This window comes from Haematobacter genomosp. 1, from assembly GCF_002196855.1.
GTDB lineage: Bacteria > Pseudomonadota > Alphaproteobacteria > Rhodobacterales > Rhodobacteraceae > Haematobacter.
In genome coordinates, this window is sequence record NZ_NIPW01000005.1 from 147200 (window position 1) to 169165 (window position 21966).

General features: G+C 65.3%; 22 protein-coding genes. 2 read left to right on the forward strand and 20 right to left on the reverse strand.

Going from position 1 to position 21966, the window contains the following annotated elements:
- Window positions 1-109: 109 nt before the first annotated feature.
- Window positions 110-2140 carry a DEAD/DEAH box helicase gene (locus CDV49_RS02815; RefSeq protein WP_256947207.1) on the forward strand — a complete coding sequence of 677 codons (2031 nt, stop codon included), beginning with the start codon at window positions 110-112 and terminating at the stop codon, window positions 2138-2140.
- A gap of 49 nt (window positions 2141-2189) precedes the next feature.
- Here CDV49_RS02815 and CDV49_RS02820 read toward each other — a convergent pair whose 3' ends face one another.
- A complete protein-coding gene (locus CDV49_RS02820; protein ID WP_088214184.1) occupies window positions 2190-3479 on the reverse strand; it encodes a PQQ-dependent sugar dehydrogenase in 1290 nt (429 codons plus the stop codon).
- 218 nt (window positions 3480-3697) lie between these two features.
- Between CDV49_RS02820 and CDV49_RS02825 the strand changes: the two genes are divergently transcribed.
- Window positions 3698-4681: an SdiA-regulated domain-containing protein gene (locus tag CDV49_RS02825; RefSeq protein WP_088214062.1), complete on the forward strand. Its 984-nt coding sequence runs from the start codon at window positions 3698-3700 to the stop codon at window positions 4679-4681.
- Between the two features lie 4 nt (window positions 4682-4685).
- Here the strand turns inward: CDV49_RS02825 and CDV49_RS02830 are convergent, their stop codons facing one another.
- From CDV49_RS02830 to CDV49_RS02920, 19 genes are all read right to left on the reverse strand, one after another.
- Window positions 4686-5642, reverse strand: a complete 957-nt coding sequence (locus CDV49_RS02830) for an NAD(P)-dependent oxidoreductase (RefSeq protein WP_088214063.1) — start codon at window positions 5640-5642, stop codon at window positions 4686-4688.
- A gap of 99 nt (window positions 5643-5741) precedes the next feature.
- Window positions 5742-6083: a hypothetical protein gene (locus CDV49_RS02835; protein WP_088214064.1), complete on the reverse strand. Its 342-nt coding sequence runs from the start codon at window positions 6081-6083 to the stop codon at window positions 5742-5744.
- 3 nt (window positions 6084-6086) lie between these two features.
- Entirely contained in the window at window positions 6087-6725 is a 639-nt protein-coding gene (locus tag CDV49_RS02840) for a hypothetical protein (RefSeq protein ID WP_088214065.1), read from the reverse strand.
- On the reverse strand, window positions 6722-7402 hold the full coding sequence (locus tag CDV49_RS02845; RefSeq protein ID WP_088214066.1) for a response regulator transcription factor: 681 nt from the start codon (window positions 7400-7402) through the stop codon (window positions 6722-6724). The genes CDV49_RS02840 and CDV49_RS02845 overlap by 4 nt, the downstream gene beginning before the upstream one ends.
- On the reverse strand, window positions 7399-8916 hold the full coding sequence (locus CDV49_RS02850) for a sensor histidine kinase (protein WP_143413110.1): 1518 nt from the start codon (window positions 8914-8916) through the stop codon (window positions 7399-7401). The genes CDV49_RS02845 and CDV49_RS02850 overlap by 4 nt, the downstream gene beginning before the upstream one ends.
- A complete protein-coding gene (locus CDV49_RS02855) occupies window positions 8913-9509 on the reverse strand; it encodes a hypothetical protein (RefSeq protein ID WP_088214068.1) in 597 nt (198 codons plus the stop codon). Before CDV49_RS02855 ends, CDV49_RS02850 begins: the two co-directional genes overlap by 4 nt.
- Entirely contained in the window at window positions 9506-10330 is an 825-nt protein-coding gene (locus CDV49_RS02860) for an ABC transporter permease (protein WP_256947224.1), read from the reverse strand. Before CDV49_RS02860 ends, CDV49_RS02855 begins: the two co-directional genes overlap by 4 nt.
- Window positions 10331-10391: 61 nt before the next feature.
- Complete coding sequence (locus CDV49_RS02865) at window positions 10392-11144, reverse strand: ATP-binding cassette domain-containing protein (RefSeq protein ID WP_256947208.1); 753 nt, start codon at window positions 11142-11144, stop codon at window positions 10392-10394.
- Window positions 11145-11148: 4 nt separating this feature from the next.
- Window positions 11149-11397, reverse strand: coding sequence for a PepSY domain-containing protein (locus tag CDV49_RS02870; protein WP_256947209.1), 249 nt, complete (start codon window positions 11395-11397; stop codon window positions 11149-11151).
- A 26-nt stretch (window positions 11398-11423) separates the two neighbouring features.
- Window positions 11424-11864, reverse strand: coding sequence for a hypothetical protein (locus CDV49_RS02875; protein WP_088214071.1), 441 nt, complete (start codon window positions 11862-11864; stop codon window positions 11424-11426).
- A 14-nt stretch (window positions 11865-11878) separates the two neighbouring features.
- Window positions 11879-12847, reverse strand: a complete 969-nt coding sequence (locus tag CDV49_RS02880) for a YVTN family beta-propeller repeat protein (RefSeq protein WP_373447780.1) — start codon at window positions 12845-12847, stop codon at window positions 11879-11881.
- A gap of 10 nt (window positions 12848-12857) precedes the next feature.
- Window positions 12858-14066: an ABC transporter substrate-binding protein gene (locus tag CDV49_RS02885; RefSeq protein ID WP_088214073.1), complete on the reverse strand. Its 1209-nt coding sequence runs from the start codon at window positions 14064-14066 to the stop codon at window positions 12858-12860.
- Between the two features lie 123 nt (window positions 14067-14189).
- Window positions 14190-15014, reverse strand: a complete 825-nt coding sequence (locus tag CDV49_RS02890; RefSeq protein ID WP_088214074.1) for a substrate-binding domain-containing protein — start codon at window positions 15012-15014, stop codon at window positions 14190-14192.
- The gene (locus CDV49_RS02895; RefSeq protein WP_088214075.1) at window positions 15014-15535 is read right to left on the reverse strand and encodes a c-type cytochrome, methanol metabolism-related; all 522 of its coding nucleotides are present in this window, start codon (window positions 15533-15535) and stop codon (window positions 15014-15016) included. Before CDV49_RS02895 ends, CDV49_RS02890 begins: the two co-directional genes overlap by 1 nt.
- 151 nt (window positions 15536-15686) lie before the next feature.
- The gene (locus CDV49_RS02900; protein ID WP_088214076.1) at window positions 15687-17489 is read right to left on the reverse strand and encodes a methanol/ethanol family PQQ-dependent dehydrogenase; all 1803 of its coding nucleotides are present in this window, start codon (window positions 17487-17489) and stop codon (window positions 15687-15689) included.
- Window positions 17490-17643: 154 nt separating this feature from the next.
- Window positions 17644-19170, reverse strand: a complete 1527-nt coding sequence (locus CDV49_RS02905; protein WP_088214077.1) for a L,D-transpeptidase family protein — start codon at window positions 19168-19170, stop codon at window positions 17644-17646.
- A 1-nt stretch (window position 19171) separates the two neighbouring features.
- Window positions 19172-20173 carry an ABC transporter ATP-binding protein gene (locus CDV49_RS02910; protein ID WP_088214078.1) on the reverse strand — a complete coding sequence of 334 codons (1002 nt, stop codon included), beginning with the start codon at window positions 20171-20173 and terminating at the stop codon, window positions 19172-19174.
- Window positions 20166-21143 (reverse strand): ABC transporter ATP-binding protein, encoded by a 978-nt coding sequence (locus tag CDV49_RS02915; protein ID WP_088214079.1) that lies wholly within the window; start codon window positions 21141-21143, stop codon window positions 20166-20168. Before CDV49_RS02915 ends, CDV49_RS02910 begins: the two co-directional genes overlap by 8 nt.
- Window positions 21140-21961: an ABC transporter permease gene (locus tag CDV49_RS02920; RefSeq protein WP_035747025.1), complete on the reverse strand. Its 822-nt coding sequence runs from the start codon at window positions 21959-21961 to the stop codon at window positions 21140-21142. Before CDV49_RS02920 ends, CDV49_RS02915 begins: the two co-directional genes overlap by 4 nt.
- Window positions 21962-21966: the final 5 nt, after the last annotated feature.

Here is a 21966-nt window from a genome sequence, read left to right on the forward strand (position 1 = left end):
GATATTCTGTATGGGACCAACTTCGCTTTACCGGGGCTCGGGAGGCGGCGGGCCGACATGGCCTGCAGCCGGAGCCCCCTCCGCTTCTCTGGAACTCGGACACTCTCGCGTGAAACAGTCTCTTCTGGCCGCGCTCGACGCGCGCGGATACTCCACACTTACTCCGGTGCAGGAGGCCGTCACCGAGCCGTCGCTCCGGGGGCTTGACCTGCTTGTCTCTGCGCAGACCGGCTCGGGCAAGACGGTGGGCTTCGGCCTTGCCATCGCGCCGACCGTTCTGGGCGAGGATGAACGTTTCGGCATCGCCGAAGCGCCGCTTGCCCTTGTCATCGCGCCGACGCGGGAGCTTGCGCTTCAGGTGAAGCGGGAGCTTGAATGGCTTTACGCCGGCGCGGGCGCCGTGCTGGCCTCCTGCGTGGGCGGGATGGACATGCGCGGGGAACGTCGCGCGCTGGAACGCGGGGTGCATATCCTTGTCGCCACGCCGGGGCGGCTGTGCGACCACCTGCGTCGCGGATCGGTCGATCTCTCCGCCGTGCGGGCCGTGGTGCTGGACGAAGCCGACGAAATGCTCGACCTGGGCTTCCGCGAGGATCTGGAAACCATCCTCGAAGCGGCGCCCGAAGACCGTCAGACGCTGCTCTTCTCCGCGACCGTGCCCCGCGCCATCGCGACGCTCGCCTCCGAATACCAGCGTGATGCGCAGCGGATCTCCGTGCAGACGACCGGTGGTCAGCACAGCGACATCGACTATCGCGCCGTGCTCGTCGCCGAGCATGACGAAGAGAACGCGATCACCAACCTGCTCCGGTTCCACGAAGCGCCGAACACCATCATTTTCGCCAATACCCGTGCGGCCGTCTCGCGGCTGGTCACGCGGTTGTCGAACCGCGGGTTCGCCGTCGTCGCCCTGTCCGGCGAGTTGTCGCAGGGTGAGCGGAGCCATGCGCTGCAATCGATGCGCGATGGCCGCGCCCGCGTCTGCGTGGCGACCGATGTGGCCGCGCGCGGGATCGACCTTCCGAACCTTGACCTCGTCATTCATGCGGAGCTCCCGATGAATGAGGAAACCCTGCTTCACCGCTCCGGCCGCACCGGCCGGGCCGGGCGCAAGGGTTTCTCCGCGCTGATCGTTCCGCCACGCGCCCGCCGCAAGGCGGAGCGGCTGCTCGCCGCAGCGAAGCTTCGCGCCGAATGGGAGGCCGCACCTTCCGCCGATGCAGTGCGGGAACGGGATGAATCGCGGCTCCTTGCCGACCCGGTCTGGGCCGAGGAGGCCACGGAAGCCGAGGGCCGCGCCCTCGACCAGCTTCTTGCCGAGCGGGAACCGGCAGCTCTGGCGCTCGCCGTGCTCCGCCTGTGGCAGGGGCAGCGCTCAGCGCCCGAGGAACTGCTCTCCGTGATGCCGCGCAACCCGCAAGGCCAGAGCTTCGGCCCGAGCCGCTGGTTCCGCCTGTCCATCGGACGGGATCGCAACGCCAATCCGAAGTGGTTGATGCCGAAAATCTGCGATGCAGGGGGCGTGACCCGCAAGGAGATCGGCGCCATCCGCATCGGTGACGAGGAAACCTTCGTGGAGATCGCTCTGGAGGCGGTCGAACACTTCCTTGCCACCCTCGGCCCCGATCGCGAGATCGCCGACGGGATCATCCTGGAAGCGACGGATGGTGTGCCGGATATGCCCGCGCCGCGTCCGCGGACCTTCACCGGCAAGCCGGGCCGTCAGGGCGACAAGCCCTTCGGCAAGCCCTACGCCAAGGACCGCCCGTATAACGACGAGCGCCCGCGGGGTGAAAGCGACAAACCCTACGGCAAAAAGCCCTTCCCGCGGGAGCGCAGCTTCAACGATGAGGGCACGGGCGAGCGCAAGTTCAGCAAGAAGCCTGCCGGCGAAGACCGCGGGCCGCGCAGCTTCGCCAAGCCCCGCTTCGCCGATAAGGATCGCCCCGAAAAACCCTACGGCGGCAAATCCTTCGGGGGGCAATCCTACAGCGACAAACCCCTGAGCGACGGTGAGGTGCGCAAGCCCCGCAGCGCTGCACCCAGTGATCGGGAGCGTCCGCGCGGTGAGGCGAAATACACCCCGAAGCGCGCCAAGCCGGCCTATGGTGCGCCAAAGGGCAAGCAGCGGAACGGCTGATTTGATGACGGGAGGGCCTTCGGGCCCTCCTTCTTCTTTTGGGGTGCTGTCAGGCGCCAGCGACCCGCCAGATGACGTTGCCCACGTCATCGGCCAGCAGCAGGGACTTCCCATCCGGTCCGATGGCGACGCCGACGGGACGCCCGAAGGAGAACTTTTCGTCCTGCGACAGAAATCCCGTCAGCAGATCGCGCGGTTCGCCGCTGGGTTTTCCGTTCTCAAATGGCACGAAGATCAGTCTGTAACCACTTAATTTTGCGCGATTCCATGAGCCGTGCTGCCCAATAACCATTCCGGCGGAAAATCCCGGCAAGGTCCCCTTCGGCACCCAACAGAGCCCGAGCGAGGCCGTATGGCCGCCGAGCGCGTAATCCGGCCGGATGGCCCGGGCGACCGCAGCCGCATCCTGCGGCACGCGATCGTCCACAACCTGCCCCCAATAGCAGTAGGGCCAGCCATAGAAGCCGCCTTCCCGAACGGAGGTGAGGTAATCGGGCGGTGTCTCATCTCCCAATCCGTCACGCTCGTTCACCACTGTCCAGAGCGCGCCCGTCTCCGGCTCCCACGCCATCCCCACGGGGTTACGGAGACCGGAGGCAAAGACCCGCGCGCTGCCGCTGGTAAGGTCAACTTCCCAGATCGCCGCGCGGCCCTCCTCCACCGCCATTCCTTCGTCGCCGATGTTGGAGAGGGAGCCGACACCGCAGTAGAGCCGCTTGCCGTCGGCGGAGAGCAGGAGGCTCCGCGTCCAGTGACCGCCCGGCTTGAACTCCACAATGCGCCTTCCGGCCCCTTCCAGCCGCCGCTGACCGCGCTGATAGGGAAAGGCAACGATCCCATCGGTATTCCCGACGTAGAAGGTGTCTTCGGTCGCCGCCATGCCGAAGGGCTGTCGCTGTCCTTCGACAAAAACCTCCCGCACCTCCGCCACGCCATCGCCGTCCTCATCCCGCCAAAGGCTGATGCGGTTCGCGCTCCTTCCCACCGCGCCCGCACGGTGCATCGTGGCCTGCATCGCCCGGTCCATCAAGCCTTGCGGGGCGCGCGGTTCCTGCAACGCTTCGGCTACCAGCACATCGCCATTGGGCAACACCTCGATCCACCGGGGGTGGGCAAGACCGGTGGCAAAGGCATTGACCGCGAGCCCTGCTGCGGGCGTCGGCGTCCCGCCCGGTTCCCATCCTTTGGCCGTCGGCATCTTCAGGGTCATCAATCCCTGTTTCCGGGCGGTGGGGATGCGGGGGGCAGTACCCGTCGCCTGTGTTTCGGGTGTGTCGCGGCGCCGCGCCCAGACCATCGCGCCGCCGACTGCGGCGACCAGCCGTGCCATCATGTCCATCATCGTCCCCCGGTTCTTCAGTCTCGGCGACCCTAGCCGCACCGCCCGCGTCAAGGCCAGTCGCATTTGTCATGATCCCGCGTGGCCCACGACATATCGCTGTCGTGTGTGGACGGAATGCTGCGGATGCATGGTGATTGCCCGCGACAGGCCCGCGCCTGTCTGCTAGGAGACCGCGGCAGCACACCGGACAGAGATCCGGCGCATGGGGACAGAGCATGACCGACCATTCGTATCTCCATGGGCGGGTCGCCAGGGAGCGACCCGCGAAGCGAGCGCTGCGCGCCGCGGCTGTCACCGCCCTCCTCGCCTTAACAGGCACGAGCGGCTGGCTCTGGATGAGCGGACTTGGCGGCGTCGCTTTCCAGCTTCTCGGACAGAGGGGGGCGGAGGAGACGGAAGGGTCGATCTGGCTTCCCGCCTACAGTGCCGCGGTGCAGGGTGTTCAGGTTGCCGGTCTCCGGGACAACCTCTCCGGCCTGACCTTCAACGTTGAGACGGGCACGCTTTTCGGTGTGGTCAACCGTCCGGCGGAGATGGTGGAGTTGTCACGCACAGGGGAGCTTTTGCGCCGCATACCTCTGAAAGGCATCGATGACCCGGAGGGTATCGCGCATATCGAGGGCACGCGGTTCGCACTGGCGGAGGAAGCCCGGCAGCGGATCGTGTTGTTTGACCTTCCCGCAGAGGCCACCGAACTCGACCTGTCGGGCGCAGCAGGCACCGTGCTGAACCTCGGTCTTTTCGGAAACATGGGAATCGAAGGGCTTCATTGGGATGCTGCGAACCGGCGCCTGCTGGTGACGCAGGAAATGCTGCCCGTCCGGGTGCTGGAAGTCACCGGGCTGGAGCAGGCGGCCGCAGGCGAAGCGCTGGCTGTCGATATCCGGGAGTGGAAGCCCGGCCACAGCTTTGGCCATGCGGCAGGCGATCTCTCATCGATCACGCAGGACGAGAGGACCGGCAATCTACTCCTGCTGAGCGAGATGAGCGGCACGCTCTCCGAATACCGGCGGGATGGAACGCCGGTCTCCGTCATGCCGCTGTGGAAGGGCTGGCACGGTCTCGCAGAAACCATCCCGCAGGCGGAAGGCGTCGCCGTGGGGCCGGAGGGGGAGATTTACCTCACCTCCGAACCCAACCTGTTCTATCGCTTCGACCGCGGCCCCCGCCAGACGCAGGTCGCGGCCCGGGAGGATTAGGCGCTCACTCTGCCGGCACGTCCAGCCAGACTTCCGGGTTCAGGGTGGTGGCAGGACGCTTGCCCCGAAGCGCTGTGATCACATGGCGGGCGGCGCCTTCCGCGACGCGCCGCAGCGCCTCCTCCGTCGTCGCACCCAGATGCGGGGTGAAGATGACGTTCTGAAAGGCCGCAAGAGGTCCGGTCGGCGCGCCATGCTCATAGACGTCAAGCGCCGCCGCACCAAGGTGCCCGGAGGCCAGCGCCGCCGTCAGCGCCGCCTCATCCACCAGCCCCGCCCGCCCCGTGTTCACAAGAATCGCGCCGGACTTCACCAGCGCCAGCCGCTCCGCGTTCATCAGATGCCGCGTCTCCGGGCGAAGGGGCGTGTGCAGCGAGATGGCATCCGCAAGCGGCAGCGCATCCTCGAGCCGCTCCACCCGTTCGAACGGAGGCTGAACCTCCCCGCGCGGCGAATAGATCATCACCCGCATCCCGAAGGTCGTGGCCAGCATCTGCCCGAGCCCGCTACCGATCGCTCCCCAGCCGATGATCAGCGCAGTCTTACCGGACAGTTCGCTGAACGACGCGGACTCCCGGAAACCTGTCACCCCGGCCCGCTCGGAGCGATCCGCAGCCGGAATGCGCCGCGCCGCCGCGAGCAGCAGGCCAAGCGCCAGTTCCGATACGGAGCGCGCATTTTCGCCCGGCGTATTGCAGACCAGAACGGATTGCGCCGCCGCTGCCGCCTTGTCCACCGCGTCATGTCCCGTGCCGTGGACGACAACCACGCGAAGCCGCTGCCCGCCCGCGAACGCCGCCGCCGACAGGCCATGGTCACGGGTAATGACGGCATCGCAATCGGAGATGAGCGGCAGGATCGTCGCCAGCCGGGTGTCCGGCGCAAGAACCGGCGTAATGCCCTCCTCCACAAGAAGGCGTTGGCCCGCGGCGTGGATCGGCTGAAGGATCAGGCATTTCATGGGGATATCCCGCTCAAGGTTTCGCAAGGCCAGCGCGGGTGACCGGCGTGGCCGCCCTCCTTTCCCGGAGAGCGGCGCGAATGGCAAGAGGGCGTGCGGTCAGTTGAAGCAGGTCATCTCCGCCTCGGCCTGCGCCCGTCGCAACTCCGCCACAAGCGAGGTCGTCGGTGCATTGCCGCGAAACACCGCGGCACGCTCCCCCGTGGTCTGACGCATGCGCAACACGGTTTCCGCTTCCACATAACGGTCATAGGGAACGATCTGGGCAATCTCGTCGATGGAGCAGGAGCACTTCTCCAGGGCAACCTGCGTCTGACCGTTCGTTGCCATGCAGGCGAAGACATACTCCGCCCGGGCATTGGTCGGGTAATCGTTCACGACCGGCGCCGCTCCGGCCGTCAACGCCAGCGCGAGCGGCGCGAGAATAAAGGACGGGCGCATCTGTCACTCCCCCATGAGATGCATCGTGTCATGATAACCCTCATCCCCATCCGGTGTATCCGCCGAAAGGCTGAGAAGCCGCGTCGGCGCATCGCTCGGATAGGTGATGGTCAGCGTCAGATCCCCGAAGCTGCCCATATGCGCGCGGTTGGGGTCGCTGGCGAAAGGAGTGACGATGGCGGTGACGCGACCATCCACGACCTCTCCCGCAGGGGCCGCGACCAGCGCGTCCCGTATCCGGTTGCGGATATAGAAGGGACTGCCTCCCGTCGCCTCTGCCATCGCATGCACCACGCCTTCCAGATAGTAGAGCAGCACCGGGTTCGCTCCCTGCGCCGGAAAGGCCGCGATGGGCCGGGTCTTGCCGTCCCTCTCCTCGAACAGCGACAGCACGGGGCCATGCTCCCCCGGATCGGACTGCAGCCAGACATGCGTGTCGGTCAGGTTGTTCTTCGCCGCGCTCGGCGGCAGGGTCCGGCTGTGGCTGTAGTTGAGCAACACACCAGTCTGTGCCCCCGCGAAGCCTCCCGGCGCCATGACGTCATCCGACAGGGCGCCAGCCTGCAATGGCAACGAAAGAACGGCTGCGGCAACGGCGCCGGCAACCATACGGGCGATTGTTTGCACGAGACAGAGCCTCATTCATCCTCCAGCGTCAGCACGAACCCCCGCCCCCGCATCGTCCGAAGCGCGAGTCCGTATTCGGTGAAATTTCCCAGTTTTCGTCTCAGATATCCCAGATAGACATCCACGACATTCTCCGTCGAACCGCCCAACGGCGCCCAGAGCGCGTCGAAGATCTCCGCCCTTTTCAGCACGTCACCGGGGCGGGCCAGCAGATAGGCCAGCAACTCCCCCTCCCGCTCCGTCAGCAGCACGGAGCGTGCAGCCCCGGTCACGGTGCGCGTGGCACCGTCATAGGACAGCCCCGCGAGGCGCATCGGCTCCACCCGCGGCGCGGCCCGGACAAGCTGCACTTCCAGCCGCGCCAGCAGCTCGCTCATCTGGAACGGCTTCACCACGTAATCCTGCGCGCCGGCGGACAGCCCTTCCGCCCGCTCTTCCACCCGCGAAAGTGCGGAGAGCATGATGGCTGGCAGCCGGTGACCGCGCGCCCGCATGTCGCTCAGAAGCGCAGCACCGCTGTCATGGCCGAGCATCATGTCGATGATCGCCGCGTCGTAATCCGCCCCGCCGAGCCTGTCCATCGCGGCCTCCGGCGTTTCCGCCCAGTCGGTGGCATGACCCGCGGCGCCCAGCCCGCGCGCCAGCAGCGAAGCGATATCGGCATCGTCCTCGACGATCAGGATGCGCGTCATGTCTCCTCCTTCCAGAGCGGCAGGGTCAGGCACAGACGCGTCCCTTGCTCCTCCGGCGCGGGCAGGAGTTCGAGCCCGCCGCCCTGAGCCTCTGCCACCCAGGCTGCAAGTGCAAGCCCCACACCGAAGCCGGGCGCTTCGCCCGCGCGCGCGAAACGGTCAAAAAGGTGCGCCCGCATCTGTGGCGGCATACCGGGCCCGTCGTCGGTCAGGGTGAGCGCCGCCATCTGCCCCGCCTCCGCCCCGCGGATCGTCAGCGTCGCCCCACGTCCGGCATATTTCACAGCGTTTTCCACGATGCCGGAGATGACCTGCCGCAGCCAATCCGGGTCGGCGGTAACGAGAAGAGAGGGCACATCGGTGACGATCGCCAACCCTCCCCGTTGCGCCAGAGGCTGAAGGTCGGCAACAGCCATCGCCACCACGCGAGCCAGATCCACCTGCTCCTGTCGCAGTTCGAGCTGACCGCTCTCCGAACGCGCGATCCGAAGCAGATCCTCGATCCGGCGGAAAAGACGCAACGCCCGGGCTTCTATCGTGGCAAAGGCGGCGCGGGTCTCCGCATCGCCCCGCTGCGCGCCCAGTTCCGCCTCCCCCAGAATGACAGTGAGCGGCGTGCGCAGCTCATGGCTCACGTCGGTAAAGAAACGCCGGCGCTGCCGGTCAGCCGCCTCAAGCCGCTCATTGGCGCGGGAAAGCTCGGCTGTCCGTTCCTCCACCAGCTGACCCAGCCGCTCCCGGTCGCGCAGGAGGGCGCCGCGCCGCCGGTCAAGCCGCGCGGCCATCTGCCGAAGCCGCGCGAACAGCAGGCCCAGCTCGTCATGGCCGTAACCTTCGCCGACCGCCCCGCCGGCGACCAGCCGCTCCGCCGCGCGGCTGGCGCTCTGCAGCCGACTGAACAGCGGCCGGAGGATGGCGAGATAAAGCACACCGAGCACCAGAGGGGCCGCGATGCCGATGGCGATGGCGGCCCGCCGCATCCCCCGCCGTGCGGCCTCCATCTGGGTGAGGGCCTCGTCGCGACGCTCCGCCTCCCGCACGATCTGCTGGCCGATGATCGCGGGGGCCGAGGCCGCGTAAAGCTGGGCCGCCGTTACGCTGGCCGCACCGCTGGCAGATGACGTCATGCTCCGCGACAACTGTCCGAATTGCGCGCGGAGCCGCGCGGGCACATGGCCCTGCGTGCGCTCCGCGGCTTCCGCCTCCGATTGCGCCGCCGCGATGTCCTCCTCGGTCAGCCGGTCAAGCGCATCGAGCGAGGCGATGACCCCCGCATCACCGGCCGGAGCGCCGGATATCAACGACAGCGTCCACTCGTTCACCCGGCCGGAATAGGTCGCATAGGCCTCAAGTCGCCGCTGTGCCGCCATGGCCTCCGCCGCAAGCCGCGCCGTCCGGTCCAGACCATAGAGCGCGACCCCCGCCGCGGCGACAGTGAGCAGTGCGAGCGTTGCAGCAGCAAGCGCCAACCGCAAAGACAGGTTGAGTCGGTAACGGCGCGGCAGGCGTTTCACTCCGGCAGGTGGGCCGCGATGAGTCGGCCGAGCGCAAAGGCCCGCTGCTCGAGGATGACAGGCGTCTCACAGACATAGGTCAGGGATTGCTGCCGGTCACGAAAAACCCGCGTCGCCCAGTCGATCTGGGTCTCCAGCGCGTCGAGCCGGTCGAAATCCTTGGGTTCCGCGGCATTTACGGTGTCGAACTCATTGCGCCGGGCGTTGATCTCGCGATCCAGATCCTCCTGCTTGTGGGCATAGCGGGTGATACCGCTCATCACACGGTCCCGCGTGGTGTCGATATCCCGGAACGTGGCCACCATGAGTGCCGTCAAATCCGTCGCCGAGCGGCCCGGGGCAAAGCTGTCTATCGCCGCGCCCGCTTCCTTCAGATCGGTCCGGCGCAAAGAAATGACCCGGGCCAGATCCCGGATCTCCGCGCTCTGTGACCGTTCCGTCGCCGCGGCATCCGGCACCGGGCCGGACCAGACCTGGCCGAGCGACAGATGCGGCACCCGGCGCTGGATGCAAGGCCAATCCGGGTCCACCGGTCCCGCGGCCAGCGCGGGCGTGCCCGCAAGACAGATGACGGTGGCGATCCAGCGGATCATGCTCCCCCCTTTCCCCGGCCACGCCAAAGACCTTTGGCCGGATCATACATGAAAACGGTCGCGCCGAAGAACGCCGCGAAGCAGCCCAGCACCACCCAGAAAGACAGCGGGTCGAACCGGCCGTAAAGCGCAAATCGGATCAGTTCGACGGCATGGCTGAACGGGTTCAGCGCGCAGATATCGTGCAGCAGAACACTCGCATCCCGCATCCGCCAGAGCGGGTAAAGCGCGGTCGAAGCGAAGAACATGGGGAAGATCACGAAGTTCATCACACCCGCGAAATTCTCCAACTGCCGGATGGTGGATGAGATGAGCAGTCCCAACGACCCAAGCATCAGACCTGCAAGGATCAGCGCCGGAAACACCGCGACATAACCCCACACCGGCGGTTCGATCCCCCAGAACCAGGCAATGAGCAGAAAGGCATAGACCTGAAGCGTCGCCACAAGGACCGAGGCGAAAAGTTTCGATCCGAGCAGGAACCACCGCGGATAGGGGCTGACCAGCAGCGTCCGCATCGCCCCCGTTTCCCGGTCATACACCATGGAAAGCGACGACTGCATCCCGGCGAACAGAAGGATCATTCCGCAAAGACCAGGCGTGACGTATTCCTCATAAAGAACATAGGTCTGGTAGGGCGGCGTGATGGAGAGCCCGAGCACCGACCGGAAGCCCGCCGCAAAGATGAACAGCCAGACCAGCGGGCGCACCAGCGCGGCAAAGAACCGCTCGCGTTGATGGAAGAAGCGCAGGAACTCCCGCCGCGCGATACCACGGAAAGCGACGCCCGAGCCGGGGCGGAGAAGCCGCGGTCTCCGCATCCGCCGCGATGGGGTGTGGCGCTCCTCAACCGTGGTCATGCCGCTGATCCTTGGTTGACGTTCACGCCGCCTCTCCCGTGAGGGCAAGGAACGCCGGTGTCAGCCCGCCCTCGCCGATACCCCCCGCAAGACCGTCGGCAAGCACGCGCCCCTTGTGGAGAATGACCACGTGATCCTCCGGCGCGATCTCCTCGAACACATGGGTGGCCCACAGGGTCGAAACCCCCTCCTCCCGGATCAGCCGACGCACCAGCGCGAGAACCTCCGCGCGGGAGCGGACATCCAGCCCCGCCGTCGCCTCATCCAGAAGCAGCAGCTCGGGCCCGTGCAGCAGCGCACGCGCGATTTCCGCCCGTCGCTGCTGACCTCCCGAGAGTGTGCCCGCCCGCTGCCCCTCCTTGTCCTGCAGAACGACAAGGCGCAGCACATCGGCGATCCGTGCCGCAGCGGCCTTCCCGCCCATCCCGTGCAACGCGGCATGATAGGTGAGGTTTTGCCGCAGCGTCAGATCAAGGTCGAGCGCCCGGCTCTGAAACACCACGCCCAGCCGCGCCAGCGCCTCTCCCGCATCGCGGCGCGCATCATGGCCAGCCACTTCGATCACGCCGGAGTTTGAATCGTAAAGCCTTGTTATAAGCGAGAAAAGCGTGGTCTTTCCCGCGCCGTTCACCCCCAGAAGGGCCGTGAAACTCCCACGGGGCACGGTAAAGCTCACATCCTCCAGGGCGACCACTCTGCCGAAGCGATGGCTTACCCCCCGGATGGAAAGCGCGGGCGGCAGGCCGGTCGCGCCACTTTGCACCCTGCCGCCCACACCCTTACTCCTTCCGGCGGTTCGTCACGTTGTAGGACGCGTCGAGCTTGATGTCATACTGCCCGTCCGCGCACATGACGTCGTCGAGATCGAAGATCCCGTTTTCCACCTCGACGTTGTCATGATCCACCTCACAGCTCATCGACTTCAATACCTCGTCGATGCGGGTGAGCTGCTCCGGCGTCGCCTTGTCATCGGCCAGCGCGGGGCCCGCCATCATCAGGATGCCGGCTGCAATCAGGATAGGTTTCATTGTCATACTCCTCCCTCAAAAAAAACTCAGCGAATAGTAAATACGGCTTTTTGCGACTCTCCGGTCGATCCCGGAATATGCAGTTCGTACTTGCCCGGAAGCACCGCGATGAAGGACACTTCCGCAGTGCCCGCCTTGTCGAACTCGATGGAATGAACGCCCATCGGCCGAATTTCGATGCCGTTGATGACGATCTCGTTGATCCAGATCGCGCGGAAGAAATCTCCTCCCGACAGCGCCAATTCCTGCGATCCGTCGGCGTTGATCTTCATCTTGTAGTAGCCGCCCGATTTCAGTTCGATCGGCCCCTCGGCCACCGGTTTGCCCGCGGCCAGCGTCAGATCGGGAAGCTGCGACCGGTTGGCCTTGCCCATCAGGCCGGCGAAACCATAGTCGAACTGCTGCGCTGCGACGGGCGCCCCGAGCACCGCAGCGATGAGCGCCGCACCGGCGATCCATTGTTTCATTGCATCCTCCCCTACTACTCAGATTTGACTGCCACGACACCCCAGGGCTGCTCGCCCACCTGCACCGATTTCACCACCTTGCGGTTGGCCACATCGATGACCGAGATGTCATTGGAATTGCCGTTCGTGCTGTAGAGCCACTTGTGATCGGGCGAGAACCCGAGCTGCCAGACCCGTTGACCGACCAGCAGATAGTCCTCCACCTCCCATGTCTCGCCGTTCACCACGGCGACACGGTTGGCGGGGCCGAGGGCCACGAAGATGGTCTTGTCGTCCGGTGTAAGGCGCAGGCCGACGGGTTGCAGGGCTTCCGGCAGCACGCCCGGCACGGCGAAGGTGATCGTATGGACAACCTCCGACTTCGCCGGGTCGATGACGCTTACCGTGCCGCCGATCTCTGCGGTGACGTAGAGCATCGAGCCATCCGAATTGAACTGTGCGAAACGCGGACGGCTGTCCACCAGCACGTTCTCATAAATCTCGAACGTTTCGGTGTTTATGAAATGCGCCATGTTGGTGGTTTCGGAGGTGTTGACCACCGTCTTGCCATCCGGCGATACGCCCATACCCTCCGGCTCGACGCCGACCGGAACCTCCGCCAGCACCTGCCGCGTATGGACATCGACCACGGTGACGATGTTGTCATCCTCATTGGCGATGTAGAGCGGGTTGCCGGAGGGGTGCAGCACGAACAGTTCCGGATCCGGCCCGGAGGGCAGCGAGGGCAGTTCCTCATAGGTCGTGGCGTCATAGACGCGCACCAGATCATCGTCGGAAGCGCAGACATAGATGATCTTGCCATCCGGGCTTGCGGTGATGCCGCGCGGGCGTTGCATGCCCGTTATGGTATGGATGACCTCCAGACTGTCGGCATCGAGCACGCTGATCGAATTGCCCTTTTCATTGGAGACGAAAATCTTGTCCGCGAAAGCCGGCCCTCCGGCGAGCGCGGCTGTGCAGAGCAGCAAGGCCAATCGTGTCATCATTCCCCCCTCAGCGTTTGCATTGCGTCTCTGGCCGGTCGATCCCCAGCGTGTCGAGCTGGCTGACCTGATGCAGGAACTCCGCCTGCGGCGAGACCGTGGCCACAACCGGCCCTGCGACCAGCAGGATGGGCTGGCGCAACTGCCCGTCCCAGTCGCGGAAGGTAAGCTTCTGGCCCTTGAAGGCTGCAAGCTCCATCTTCCCGCTGGCGATGTAGTCGCGCAGCGTGGCAAAATCCTCGGACTTGGTGCGGGTCGCGGCCTCTCCCAGCGTTCTCAGCGCCATCCAGACCTGATAATCCTCCGGGCGCGCGGGGCGGTTGGAGATTTTCTCGAACCGGCTCTGGAACTGCATCCCGGCCCAGGCCTCATGCGCGGGCGACCAGCTTTCCGGCTCAAGACCGGCGGACCCGGTCACCGGGCGCGGCTCCCAGGTATGGTAGGGCAGGTAATCCGCGAAATAGCCACTGTGATCGGCGACGACGACGACGTCATGTTCCGCGGCGCGCTGGGTGAAGGCGGGCATTTCCTGCTGACCGGGCACCTGGCCGGAATCCGTCCGCCGCGCGCCGCCACGATCCTCATAGACGCGCTCTTCGACGATGCGGGCGCCGAATTTCTTCGCCGCGCGCTTGTAGGATTCGGCAAGCGCCTTGTCCTCTGGGTGGCTGCCCTCGATCAGGAACCAGCGCGTCCAGCGTTTCCACGCAAGGAACTGCGCCAATGCATCCGTCAGCATCGCGTCCGAAGGCGCGGTGTGGAGCAGGTTCGCGCGGCAATCCGCGCCCCGGAGCCTGTCGCCCGTAGCCGAGGCGTTGATGACCACAACGCCGTCTCCGGCCGCATCGGCCAGCTTCAGCGTCATGTCCTCGTCGGCCATGGTGACGATGAATCGAATACCCTCGGCGATCAGGCGTTTCATCTCCGCCTCCGCCGTCTCCGGCGTGGCAACGACCGTCTCCGTGGTAAAGGTCTGCTTCATGAAGCTGCCGGTCGTCATGTTGTCGGACGTGGCCAGCGCCGCCCCGGCCAACCCCAGGTCCGGGGGCGGCAGGTCAAGGCGCGAGATCGGCAACGGTTTCGGCGCATCGACCCGGAGCACAGCCGCACGGTATTCGCTCTGTGCGGCGACGGATGTGGCGCAGAGCAGGCTGGCGCCCAGACATAGCGCCAGAGTACGCGCAAGCGGCGCGGCATCTGTCCAACGCTCAGGTATCATCCCAAGTCCTCCCCGCCCTTATCGGACAGCAAAGTACGGGGTCCGCAAAGCAATTTTTCATGATAAGTAAATTATAAGAATGCCTTAGTGGGGTTTCCATACTTTTGTATGATGGTCCGTCCCTCAGCCTGCCGGCTTCAGGCCCTTGCCGTAATCATCCAGAATCGGCACACCGGCGTCCCTGAGGATCGCGTCGATATCGGACTGATTGCGGCGGATAAGGCTGTTGAGCTCCCGCTTCCAGTTATCCTCACCGGCACGAACGCCCATGGTGATCCGGTAGAAAAGTCGCGGCGTCCCTTCATCTTTCAGCAGGGGCGTGACCTTGAGCGCAGGATCACCCTTCGCAAGCGGGCCACCGATCGGACCCCAGAGGACAGCGGCATCTGTCTTGCCGCTCTTGACGTCCTCCAGCATCTGACCCGCGGGGTTCTCGACCCGCCGGTCCACCATCAGCGCATAGGGCTCCGCGTCCTTCATCAGCCCTGCGCGGGCGATATGGGTGGTGGCGGGGGCACCTACGACCACCCCGATCCGATGCCCTCTCAAACGGGGATCGAAGAGGCTGTCCACGGCGGCGAGTTCGCTGTCCGCACGGGTCACAAGGACGTGTGTGGAAGTGTAATAATGATTGGTGTTAAGCACGAGATCATCGCCCTGCGCAAAGCCGATCACCACATCACACTTGCCGGCTCCCAGCGTATTCCGCACGAATCCGGTGACCTGCGGAAACCACGTATAGTGCAAGGGAACACCAAGGCGCTCCGCGAGCAGGGCCGCTATACGGTTCTCGAAACCGGAGCCATCCTCCGCCGAGAGCGGCTTGTTGGCCGGGTCGGCGCAGACCCGAAAGCTGTCGCGGTCCACCAGGTCGGCAACCTGAGCGCCAGCCGCTCCCGCGCCGCAGAACGCCGCGCAGAGCAGGCCGATTATCATGGAGCGGGTCATTACTGCTCCATGCAGGCTTTTTCGGCGGCGGCATAGCCTTCGCTCTTGTCTTCGCGCTTGGCGGGACGGCCACGCGGGATCGTCTCGGTGCCGCGGGCGAGCAGGTAGGTATAGATATCGTCGGCATAGCACATGACGTTCGGATTCGTTGCGAAAGCCGGCATCACCTGGTTTTCCGTGTTGCCCACCTTCTGCCGACCGCTGGCGATGGTGCCGACGAAATCGTAGTAATCCATCTTCAGGGCCGAATTCTTGAGTGCAGGCGCATAGGTCGAGCCCTCCCCATCCGGCCCGTGGCAGACGTGACATTCCGCGTGATACCGGCGATAGCCCGAGAAGGTCGGCCAATCGACGACGCCGTCCTCCACCTTGAAGGTCGGGTTGCCTTCAGCGTTTCTGTAGCGTGTGCCGTCAAATTCTGCGACGGCGGTGTCCGGGGCGGCCTGAGCGACAACAGGCAGGCTGATGACGGACGCGACAAGGGTCGTGGCGAGCGCAAGGGGGCGCATTGCTGACAGCATAATCTCTCCTCCCAAAGAGCTGGGTCGAGGCTACCGCAGTGCCTTCCCCATCGGAATCAGACTTTAGTTTCGGTATGAAGTTTCGCCGCGAAACGGTCATGACAACGCCGCCGAAAGATATCCGGCGGCGTCGGCTGACGTTTGTCAGATTTTAGTTCGGGACCTCGAACACGGTAAGCTGGCCGCCGAGCACGGTGTAGTCGTGCAGCGCAGCATAGCCGCCCACCGCCCCCAGGCCTTCGTTGGCATTGGTCAGCCCGGCCGCAAGACCGATACCCGCCCAACCCCCAACGCCGGAAAGCACACCGACATACTGTTTGCCAGCGCTTTCATAGGTGAAGACGTTGCCGATGATGCCGGACGGCGTCTTGAACTTGTAAAGCTCCTCACCCGTCTTGGCGTCCACGGCCTTCAGATAGCCCTCAAGCGTACCGTAGAAGACAACGTCGCCGGCCGTCGCCAAAGCACCGGACCAGACCGAGAACTGCTCCGGCAGCGACCAGACGATCTTACCCTGCACCGCGTCCCAGGCGATGAAGTTACCCATGCCGCCATGGCTGTTCGGTGCGGGATACATCGACAGCGTCGCGCCGACATAGGGCTGACCTGCGGAATAGCTCACCCGGAAGGGCTCGTAATCCATGCAGACGTGGTTGGTCGGCACGTAGAAAAGGCCGGTCTTGGGCGAATAGGCGGAGGGCTGCTGGTCTTTCGTCCCGAGCGCGGCCGGGCAGATGCCGGTCGTGTTCACATCCTCGCCGTTCTGAGAGGTCGAATATTCCGCGACGACGAGCGGGCGACCGAACGTCGCGGAGTTCCGGTCCATGTCCACTTTCGTGGCCCAGTTGACGGCGGGATCGTATTTTTCGGCCACGAGCAACTCGCCGGAGGCCCGATCGAGCGTATAGGCAAACCCGTTCCGGTCGAAGGTGACCAGCAGCTTGCGCATCTGGCCGTCCATCTCCTTGTCAACCAGCAGGTTCTCGTTCACCCCGTCATAGTCCCATTCGTCATGCGGGGTCTTCTGGTAGAACCATTTCGCCATGCCCGTGTCAGGGTCGCGGGCCATGATGGTCATCGACCATTTGTTGTCACCGGGACGCTGCGATGGGTTCCAGGTGGAGGGGTTGCCGGTGCCGTAGTAGATGAGGTTCAGATCGGGATCATAGGTCGTCCAGCCCCAGGTGGTGCCGCCGCCGATCTTCCACTGATCGCCTTCCCACGACTTGAGCGAGCTGTCCTTGCCGATGGGCTTGCCCAGCACCGTCGTGTGCTCCGGGTCCACGAGCATTTCCGCATCCGGGCCGGTGGAATAGGCGCGCCAAGCGAGCGATCCGTCCTTGATGTTGTAGGCGGTCATGGAGCCGCGCACACCGAACTCGCCGCCCGAAATGCCGGTCAGCACCTTGTCTTTGACCACCAGCACGGTGGCGGTGGAGGTCTCACCCTTGGAGGGGTCGCCGTTCTTGACGCTCCATTTCACCTGGCCGGTCTTGGCGTCCAGAGCGACGAGCGTCGTATCGGCCTGATTGAGGAAGATCATCCCGTCCGCATAGGCGAGCCCGCGATACACCGTATCGCAGCACATCACGCCGATCACGTCCGGGTTCTGTTCCGGGTGATAGCGCCAGAGGATCTTGCCCTCGTTCTTCAGGTCGAGCGCATAGACGATGTTCGGGAAGGGCGTGTGCACATACATCACATCGCCGATCACAAGGGGGGAGCCTTCATGGCCCCTCAGCACGCCGGTGGAGAACATCCAGGAGACGCGCATATCCTTGACGTTCTTCGCGTTGATCTGGTCAAGCTCGGAATACCGGATCCCGGCATAATTCCCGAGCTGTGTTCCCCATTGCTTCGGATCCTTGGTGATCTGCATGAGGGAATCGTTGGCAAGCGCCGGCATCCCCACGGATGCGAGCAGCAAAGCCAGCCCTGCCATTTTCATAGTCATCGCGACCTCCTCCCTTGAGTGCGATTCCGCTGACTGCCTGCTCTGCCCGCATGGGCATCCTCCGATCAGGCTATCGTCTTATGAAATTATTATAAAACTCCTCACGCGGCCAGTAAAATATAAGTTCCTCGGTCTCCTCCCTAAGTATGAAGGGTCATGAGATCCGGTTGCTGTCGCGGCAGAGGAAGCACAACTCGCTGTTGGCAGGCGCAGTGACCGAGGCGAAGATCACCGCTCCGCCGTAGGGCGCAACGATGGCGCGCCCGTCGGCGCGCGTGCCGAGCACGTCGCCCTCGCGGATCACTTCGCCCGCGGCAAAGCGGCGAGAGAGGCGGTCGGCCGGCGATTCCGCAAGGATGGCGTCCGCGATCTCGATCACGCGCGGGCGGGGTCTGGTCACCGCAGGGCCAGCGATCAGACCCAGATGGACAAGTCCGTTGACCGTCACGTCATAGGCAATGGCCGGCCCGTCCGCCTGCAGGTGCTGCCCGCATTCGACGGTCACGCCATAGCCGCCGACCGCCCGCATATATTCCGTCGTGCCAACGCCGGTGAGAGGGGAAAGGCCAATGACGCCCTCCCGCTCCTTCATCGCGATTGCCTTCTGATGTGCCGGGAGCCAGCCGTGCACGAGCAGCGGCAACCCGAGCGCGGCGGCCAGAGCCTCCTCCTCCGCAGCGTGCCGGAAGGGTTCCAGCGGGCCATCGTTGTTGGATGGCCCGAAGCAGGCGAACGGCTCCCCCTCGGACCCGAAGCTGTGCAGGTCGATCAGCACATCGTTGTCGCGCAGCAGCGGGCAGAGGGCGTTTGCCACCCGGTCCTCGTTGTCCTGCGGAATGGCGCTTTCGGCCAGCAGGCGATTCAGGTTCCGATCCCCGCTCCGGGTGTTCCTGGCAAAGGCGAGAGGGTTGGTCACCGGAAGAAAGGTAAGCCGCCCGCGAAGCAGCCTCCGCCTGCCGGAGCGGAACTCCTCTATCAACCGGCGGATGGCCATGGGGCCGGAGGGCTCGTTGCCGTGAACGGCCCCGGTCACGATCACACGCGGCCCCCGCTCCAGCCCGTGGAACGTCACAGTCTCCAACGCGCGGGCATCGTCACTGTCGTGAGGCGGCGCGGCATCGACGGGTGCGATGTCGATATGCATGCCGGGCAGCAGGCGACGGGCGAACTCTGCAAGCTGGTCATGCGCGATGACGACACAGCCCGCCGTGGCGCTGAAATCCTCCCGTGCGGCGTGGAAGAAGATGGCGGAACCGCCCCCCGCCCGGACTTCCGCATCGTTGAAGCCGATGGGAACGATGAGGTCGAACAACCGCTGGCCCCGGCGCTTGGGGCGGGCGATATCGGTCTCAAACACCAGCCGGTTGTAGAACGGGGAGGCTGGATCCTCCTCCCAGTAATAGGTGTCGGGCTTTTCGATGAAGGAAAAGGCGAGGCCCCGCATATCCGGCCCGAAAACCTCCGGGTCATACATGCCGTAGCGGAGCGGGAAGCGGCCGATCGGGGTCGCGCCGTCACCCTCGCGCTTTTCTGTCGGCCAGCGAAGCCCGCCGCGGCCCGTGGCGCAGGGCACCGTCCATTCCCCGATGGAGAGGGTTCCCATATGCGGGCGGGCCGGATCGTGGCCGACACGAACGATGACGACGTTCTGCATGAGGGTTCCGTGGTGATGCTGGCTCATCTCATGATCCTTGGTGAAGCAGGTGACAGCGCGCGCGATGCATGTCGCCGCCCGCTGCGGAAATTGTGGTGAAGGCGGGAATCTCTCCCGTCCGGCACGGCCCGAACGCCTTCGGACAGCGGGGATGGAAGGCGCAGCCCGGCGGCGGAGCAAGGGCGGAGGGGGCCTCTCCTGTCATGCGGTTTTCCCGAAACGCGGGCGACAGCGGATCTGGAATGGAGGCGATCAGCGCCTGTGTGTAGGGATGCGCGGGACGGGTGAAGATGTCCGACCAAGGCCCCTCCTCCACGATGCGGCCCAGATACATGACGGCGATCCGGTCGGACATGTGCTCCACCACCCCCAGATCGTGGGAGATGAACAGCAGCGCCACGCCGGTTTCGTTCTTCAGTTCCAGCAGCAGGTTGATGATCTGCGCCCGGATGGAGACGTCGAGCGCAGAGACAGGCTCATCGCAGACAAGCAGACGCGGCTCCACGATCAGGGCGCGGGCGATGCAGATGCGCTGCCGCTGACCGCCGGAGAATTCATGCGGGCGCCGCCCTGCCCCGTCCGGCTTGATGCCGACCCGGTCCAGCATCGCGATGACGCGGTGTTCGATTTCCGCCGCATCGCGAAGCCCGTGAAGCCGCAACGGCTCGGCCAGCGCCTGACGGATGGTCTTGCGCGGGTTGAGCGAGGCGAAGGGATCCTGAAACACCATCTGCACACGCCGCGCCTGCGCCAGCGGGTCGGCGCGCATCGCCTCGCCGACATCCTGCCCCGCAACGGTGACCGAGCCTTCGGTGATCCGCGTCAGCCCCATGATCGCCCCGGCGAGGGTGGATTTGCCGCAACCGGACTCCCCCACCAAGCCGAGGCATTCCCCGGCGCGGAGCGTGAGGTCGAGGCCATTCACCGCCTTCAACTGGCGATGGGAGAAGCCTTCGCGGACCGGATAATGCACCTTGAGACCCGAGACGCGCAGAACCTCGTCGCTCTCGGGCGTTGCGGGATCAGTCATGATGGTAACACCTGATGAGGCCGCCTTCCGCGAGCCGCTCCACCGGGGGCGGCGTCGTCCGGCAGAGGTCGGTCGCGAGCGGGCAGCGCGGGGCGAAACCGCAGGCTACCACCCGCTCGGAAAGCGGCGGCACGATGCCCGGTATCTCCGCCAGCGGACGCTGCCCCTCCGCCAGACGCCGCCCCATCCGGGGGAGCGAGGCGATCAGGCCGCGGGTATAGGGATGGCGCGGGTCCAGAAACACCTCCCGCGCGGGGCGCTGTTCGATGAGATCGCCCGCATACATGACGGCGACCCGGTCACAGATCCGTGCGACGAGGCCAAGGTCGTGGGAGATCATCAGCACCGCCGTCCCCCGCTCCCGGCAGAGGTCGAGGATGAGCTGCACGATCTCTGCCTGGATCGTCACATCGAGCGCGGTCGTCGGCTCATCCGCGATCAGCAGGTCAGGGTTGCAGGCGAGAGCGATGGCGATCATCACCCGCTGCCGCATCCCGCCGGACAACTGGTGCGGATAATCGCGCACGCGCCGCTCCGGGCTTGGCACCTGAACCTGCTCCAACGCCTCCACCGCCCGGCGGCGGGCCGCACGCGCGCTCAGCCCCTCATGCAGCATGAACATCTCGCCGATCTGCTCGCCGATGGTCATCAGCGGGTTCAGGGCGGTCATCGGCTCCTGAAAGATCATGGCGATGCGATTGCCGCGAAGCTGACGCAGGCTGCGGTTCGACAGCCGCGCGATATCGGCTCCGTCAAAGGACACGCTGCCACCCGTGACATGCAGCGGCGGTCGGAGGAGGCCCGCGATGGTCAGCGCGCAGATGGACTTGCCGCAACCGGACTCCCCCACCAACCCGAAGACCTCGCCCCGGTCGATGGAGAAGCTCACGCCATTGACCGCCTGATACTCCGCCCCGTCCGCGCGGAGGGCGAGGCGAAGGCCGCTTACGTCGAGGATCGGCCCGCTCATGCCCGGCGCGCCTTGCCATGCGGATCGAGCAGGTCGCGCAGACCATCCCCCAGCAGGTTGAACCCCAGAACCGTGACGAACAGCGCCAGACCCGGAAAGATCGCGACCCAGGGCGTTGTCATCAACTGCTCCCGTGCGCGCGACAGCATGGACCCCCACGACGGATCGGGCGGCACCACGCCGAGACCGAGGAAGGAGAGCGCCGCCTCTGCCATGATTGCGGAGCCGATGCCCATGGTCGCCACGACGACGAGCGGCCCGGCGATATTCGGCAGGATTTCCCGGAACATGATGTGCCCGCGCCCGAAGCCCATCGTGCGTGCCGCCTGCACATAGTTCTGCCCCTTGTGGCTGAGAACCTGTGCGCGGGAGATGCGGCAGGAATAGGCCCAGTCCGTCAGGCCGAGCGCGATCAGCAGCGACAGGATCCCCGGCCCGAGGATCGTCATCAGGGCGAGCGCGAAAACCACCGTCGGGATGGAGAGCATGAGGTTGGTCAACCCCTGGACCACCTCGTCCCACCAACCGCCGAGATAGCCCGCGGAAAGGCCGAGACAGACCCCGATCACCGTGTTCATGAGCTGGACCGCCAACCCGATGGTCAGCGAAATGCGTGCGCCATAGACGATGCGGGAGAAGATGTCCCGCCCCTGCTCGTCCGTCCCGAACCAGAACCGGGCGGAGGGAGGCTCCTCGGAGAACATGAGGTTGCTGTCCGCCACCGGATCGAATGGCGCGATGATCGGCGCGAAAACCGCGAGGATCAGCACGATGAAAAAGATCGTCAGGCCGATCAGCAGATTGGGTGACAGCTTCATCCCGG

Coding starts and splice junctions, on each gene's coding strand:
- CDV49_RS02820 (WP_088214184.1), bottom strand. CDS start 3,479: ATGGACATGATGGCACGGCTGGTCGCCGCAGTCGGCGGCGCGATGGTC.
- CDV49_RS02825 (WP_088214062.1), top strand. CDS start 3,698: ATGACCGACCATTCGTATCTCCATGGGCGGGTCGCCAGGGAGCGACCC.
- CDV49_RS02830 (WP_088214063.1), bottom strand. CDS start 5,642: ATGAAATGCCTGATCCTTCAGCCGATCCACGCCGCGGGCCAACGCCTT.
- CDV49_RS02835 (WP_088214064.1), bottom strand. CDS start 6,083: ATGCGCCCGTCCTTTATTCTCGCGCCGCTCGCGCTGGCGTTGACGGCC.
- CDV49_RS02840 (WP_088214065.1), bottom strand. CDS start 6,725: ATGAGGCTCTGTCTCGTGCAAACAATCGCCCGTATGGTTGCCGGCGCC.
- CDV49_RS02845 (WP_088214066.1), bottom strand. CDS start 7,402: ATGACGCGCATCCTGATCGTCGAGGACGATGCCGATATCGCTTCGCTG.
- CDV49_RS02855 (WP_088214068.1), bottom strand. CDS start 9,509: ATGATCCGCTGGATCGCCACCGTCATCTGTCTTGCGGGCACGCCCGCG.
- CDV49_RS02860 (WP_256947224.1), bottom strand. CDS start 10,330: ATGCGGAGACCGCGGCTTCTCCGCCCCGGCTCGGGCGTCGCTTTCCGT.
- CDV49_RS02870 (WP_256947209.1), bottom strand. CDS start 11,397: ATGAAACCTATCCTGATTGCAGCCGGCATCCTGATGATGGCGGGCCCC.
- CDV49_RS02875 (WP_088214071.1), bottom strand. CDS start 11,864: ATGAAACAATGGATCGCCGGTGCGGCGCTCATCGCTGCGGTGCTCGGG.
- CDV49_RS02880 (WP_373447780.1), bottom strand. CDS start 12,847: ATGACACGATTGGCCTTGCTGCTCTGCACAGCCGCGCTCGCCGGAGGG.
- CDV49_RS02885 (WP_088214073.1), bottom strand. CDS start 14,066: ATGATACCTGAGCGTTGGACAGATGCCGCGCCGCTTGCGCGTACTCTG.
- CDV49_RS02890 (WP_088214074.1), bottom strand. CDS start 15,014: ATGACCCGCTCCATGATAATCGGCCTGCTCTGCGCGGCGTTCTGCGGC.
- CDV49_RS02895 (WP_088214075.1), bottom strand. CDS start 15,535: ATGCTGTCAGCAATGCGCCCCCTTGCGCTCGCCACGACCCTTGTCGCG.
- CDV49_RS02900 (WP_088214076.1), bottom strand. CDS start 17,489: ATGACTATGAAAATGGCAGGGCTGGCTTTGCTGCTCGCATCCGTGGGG.
- CDV49_RS02905 (WP_088214077.1), bottom strand. CDS start 19,170: ATGAGCCAGCATCACCACGGAACCCTCATGCAGAACGTCGTCATCGTT.
- CDV49_RS02910 (WP_088214078.1), bottom strand. CDS start 20,173: ATGACTGATCCCGCAACGCCCGAGAGCGACGAGGTTCTGCGCGTCTCG.
- CDV49_RS02915 (WP_088214079.1), bottom strand. CDS start 21,143: ATGAGCGGGCCGATCCTCGACGTAAGCGGCCTTCGCCTCGCCCTCCGC.
- CDV49_RS02920 (WP_035747025.1), bottom strand. CDS start 21,961: ATGAAGCTGTCACCCAATCTGCTGATCGGCCTGACGATCTTTTTCATC.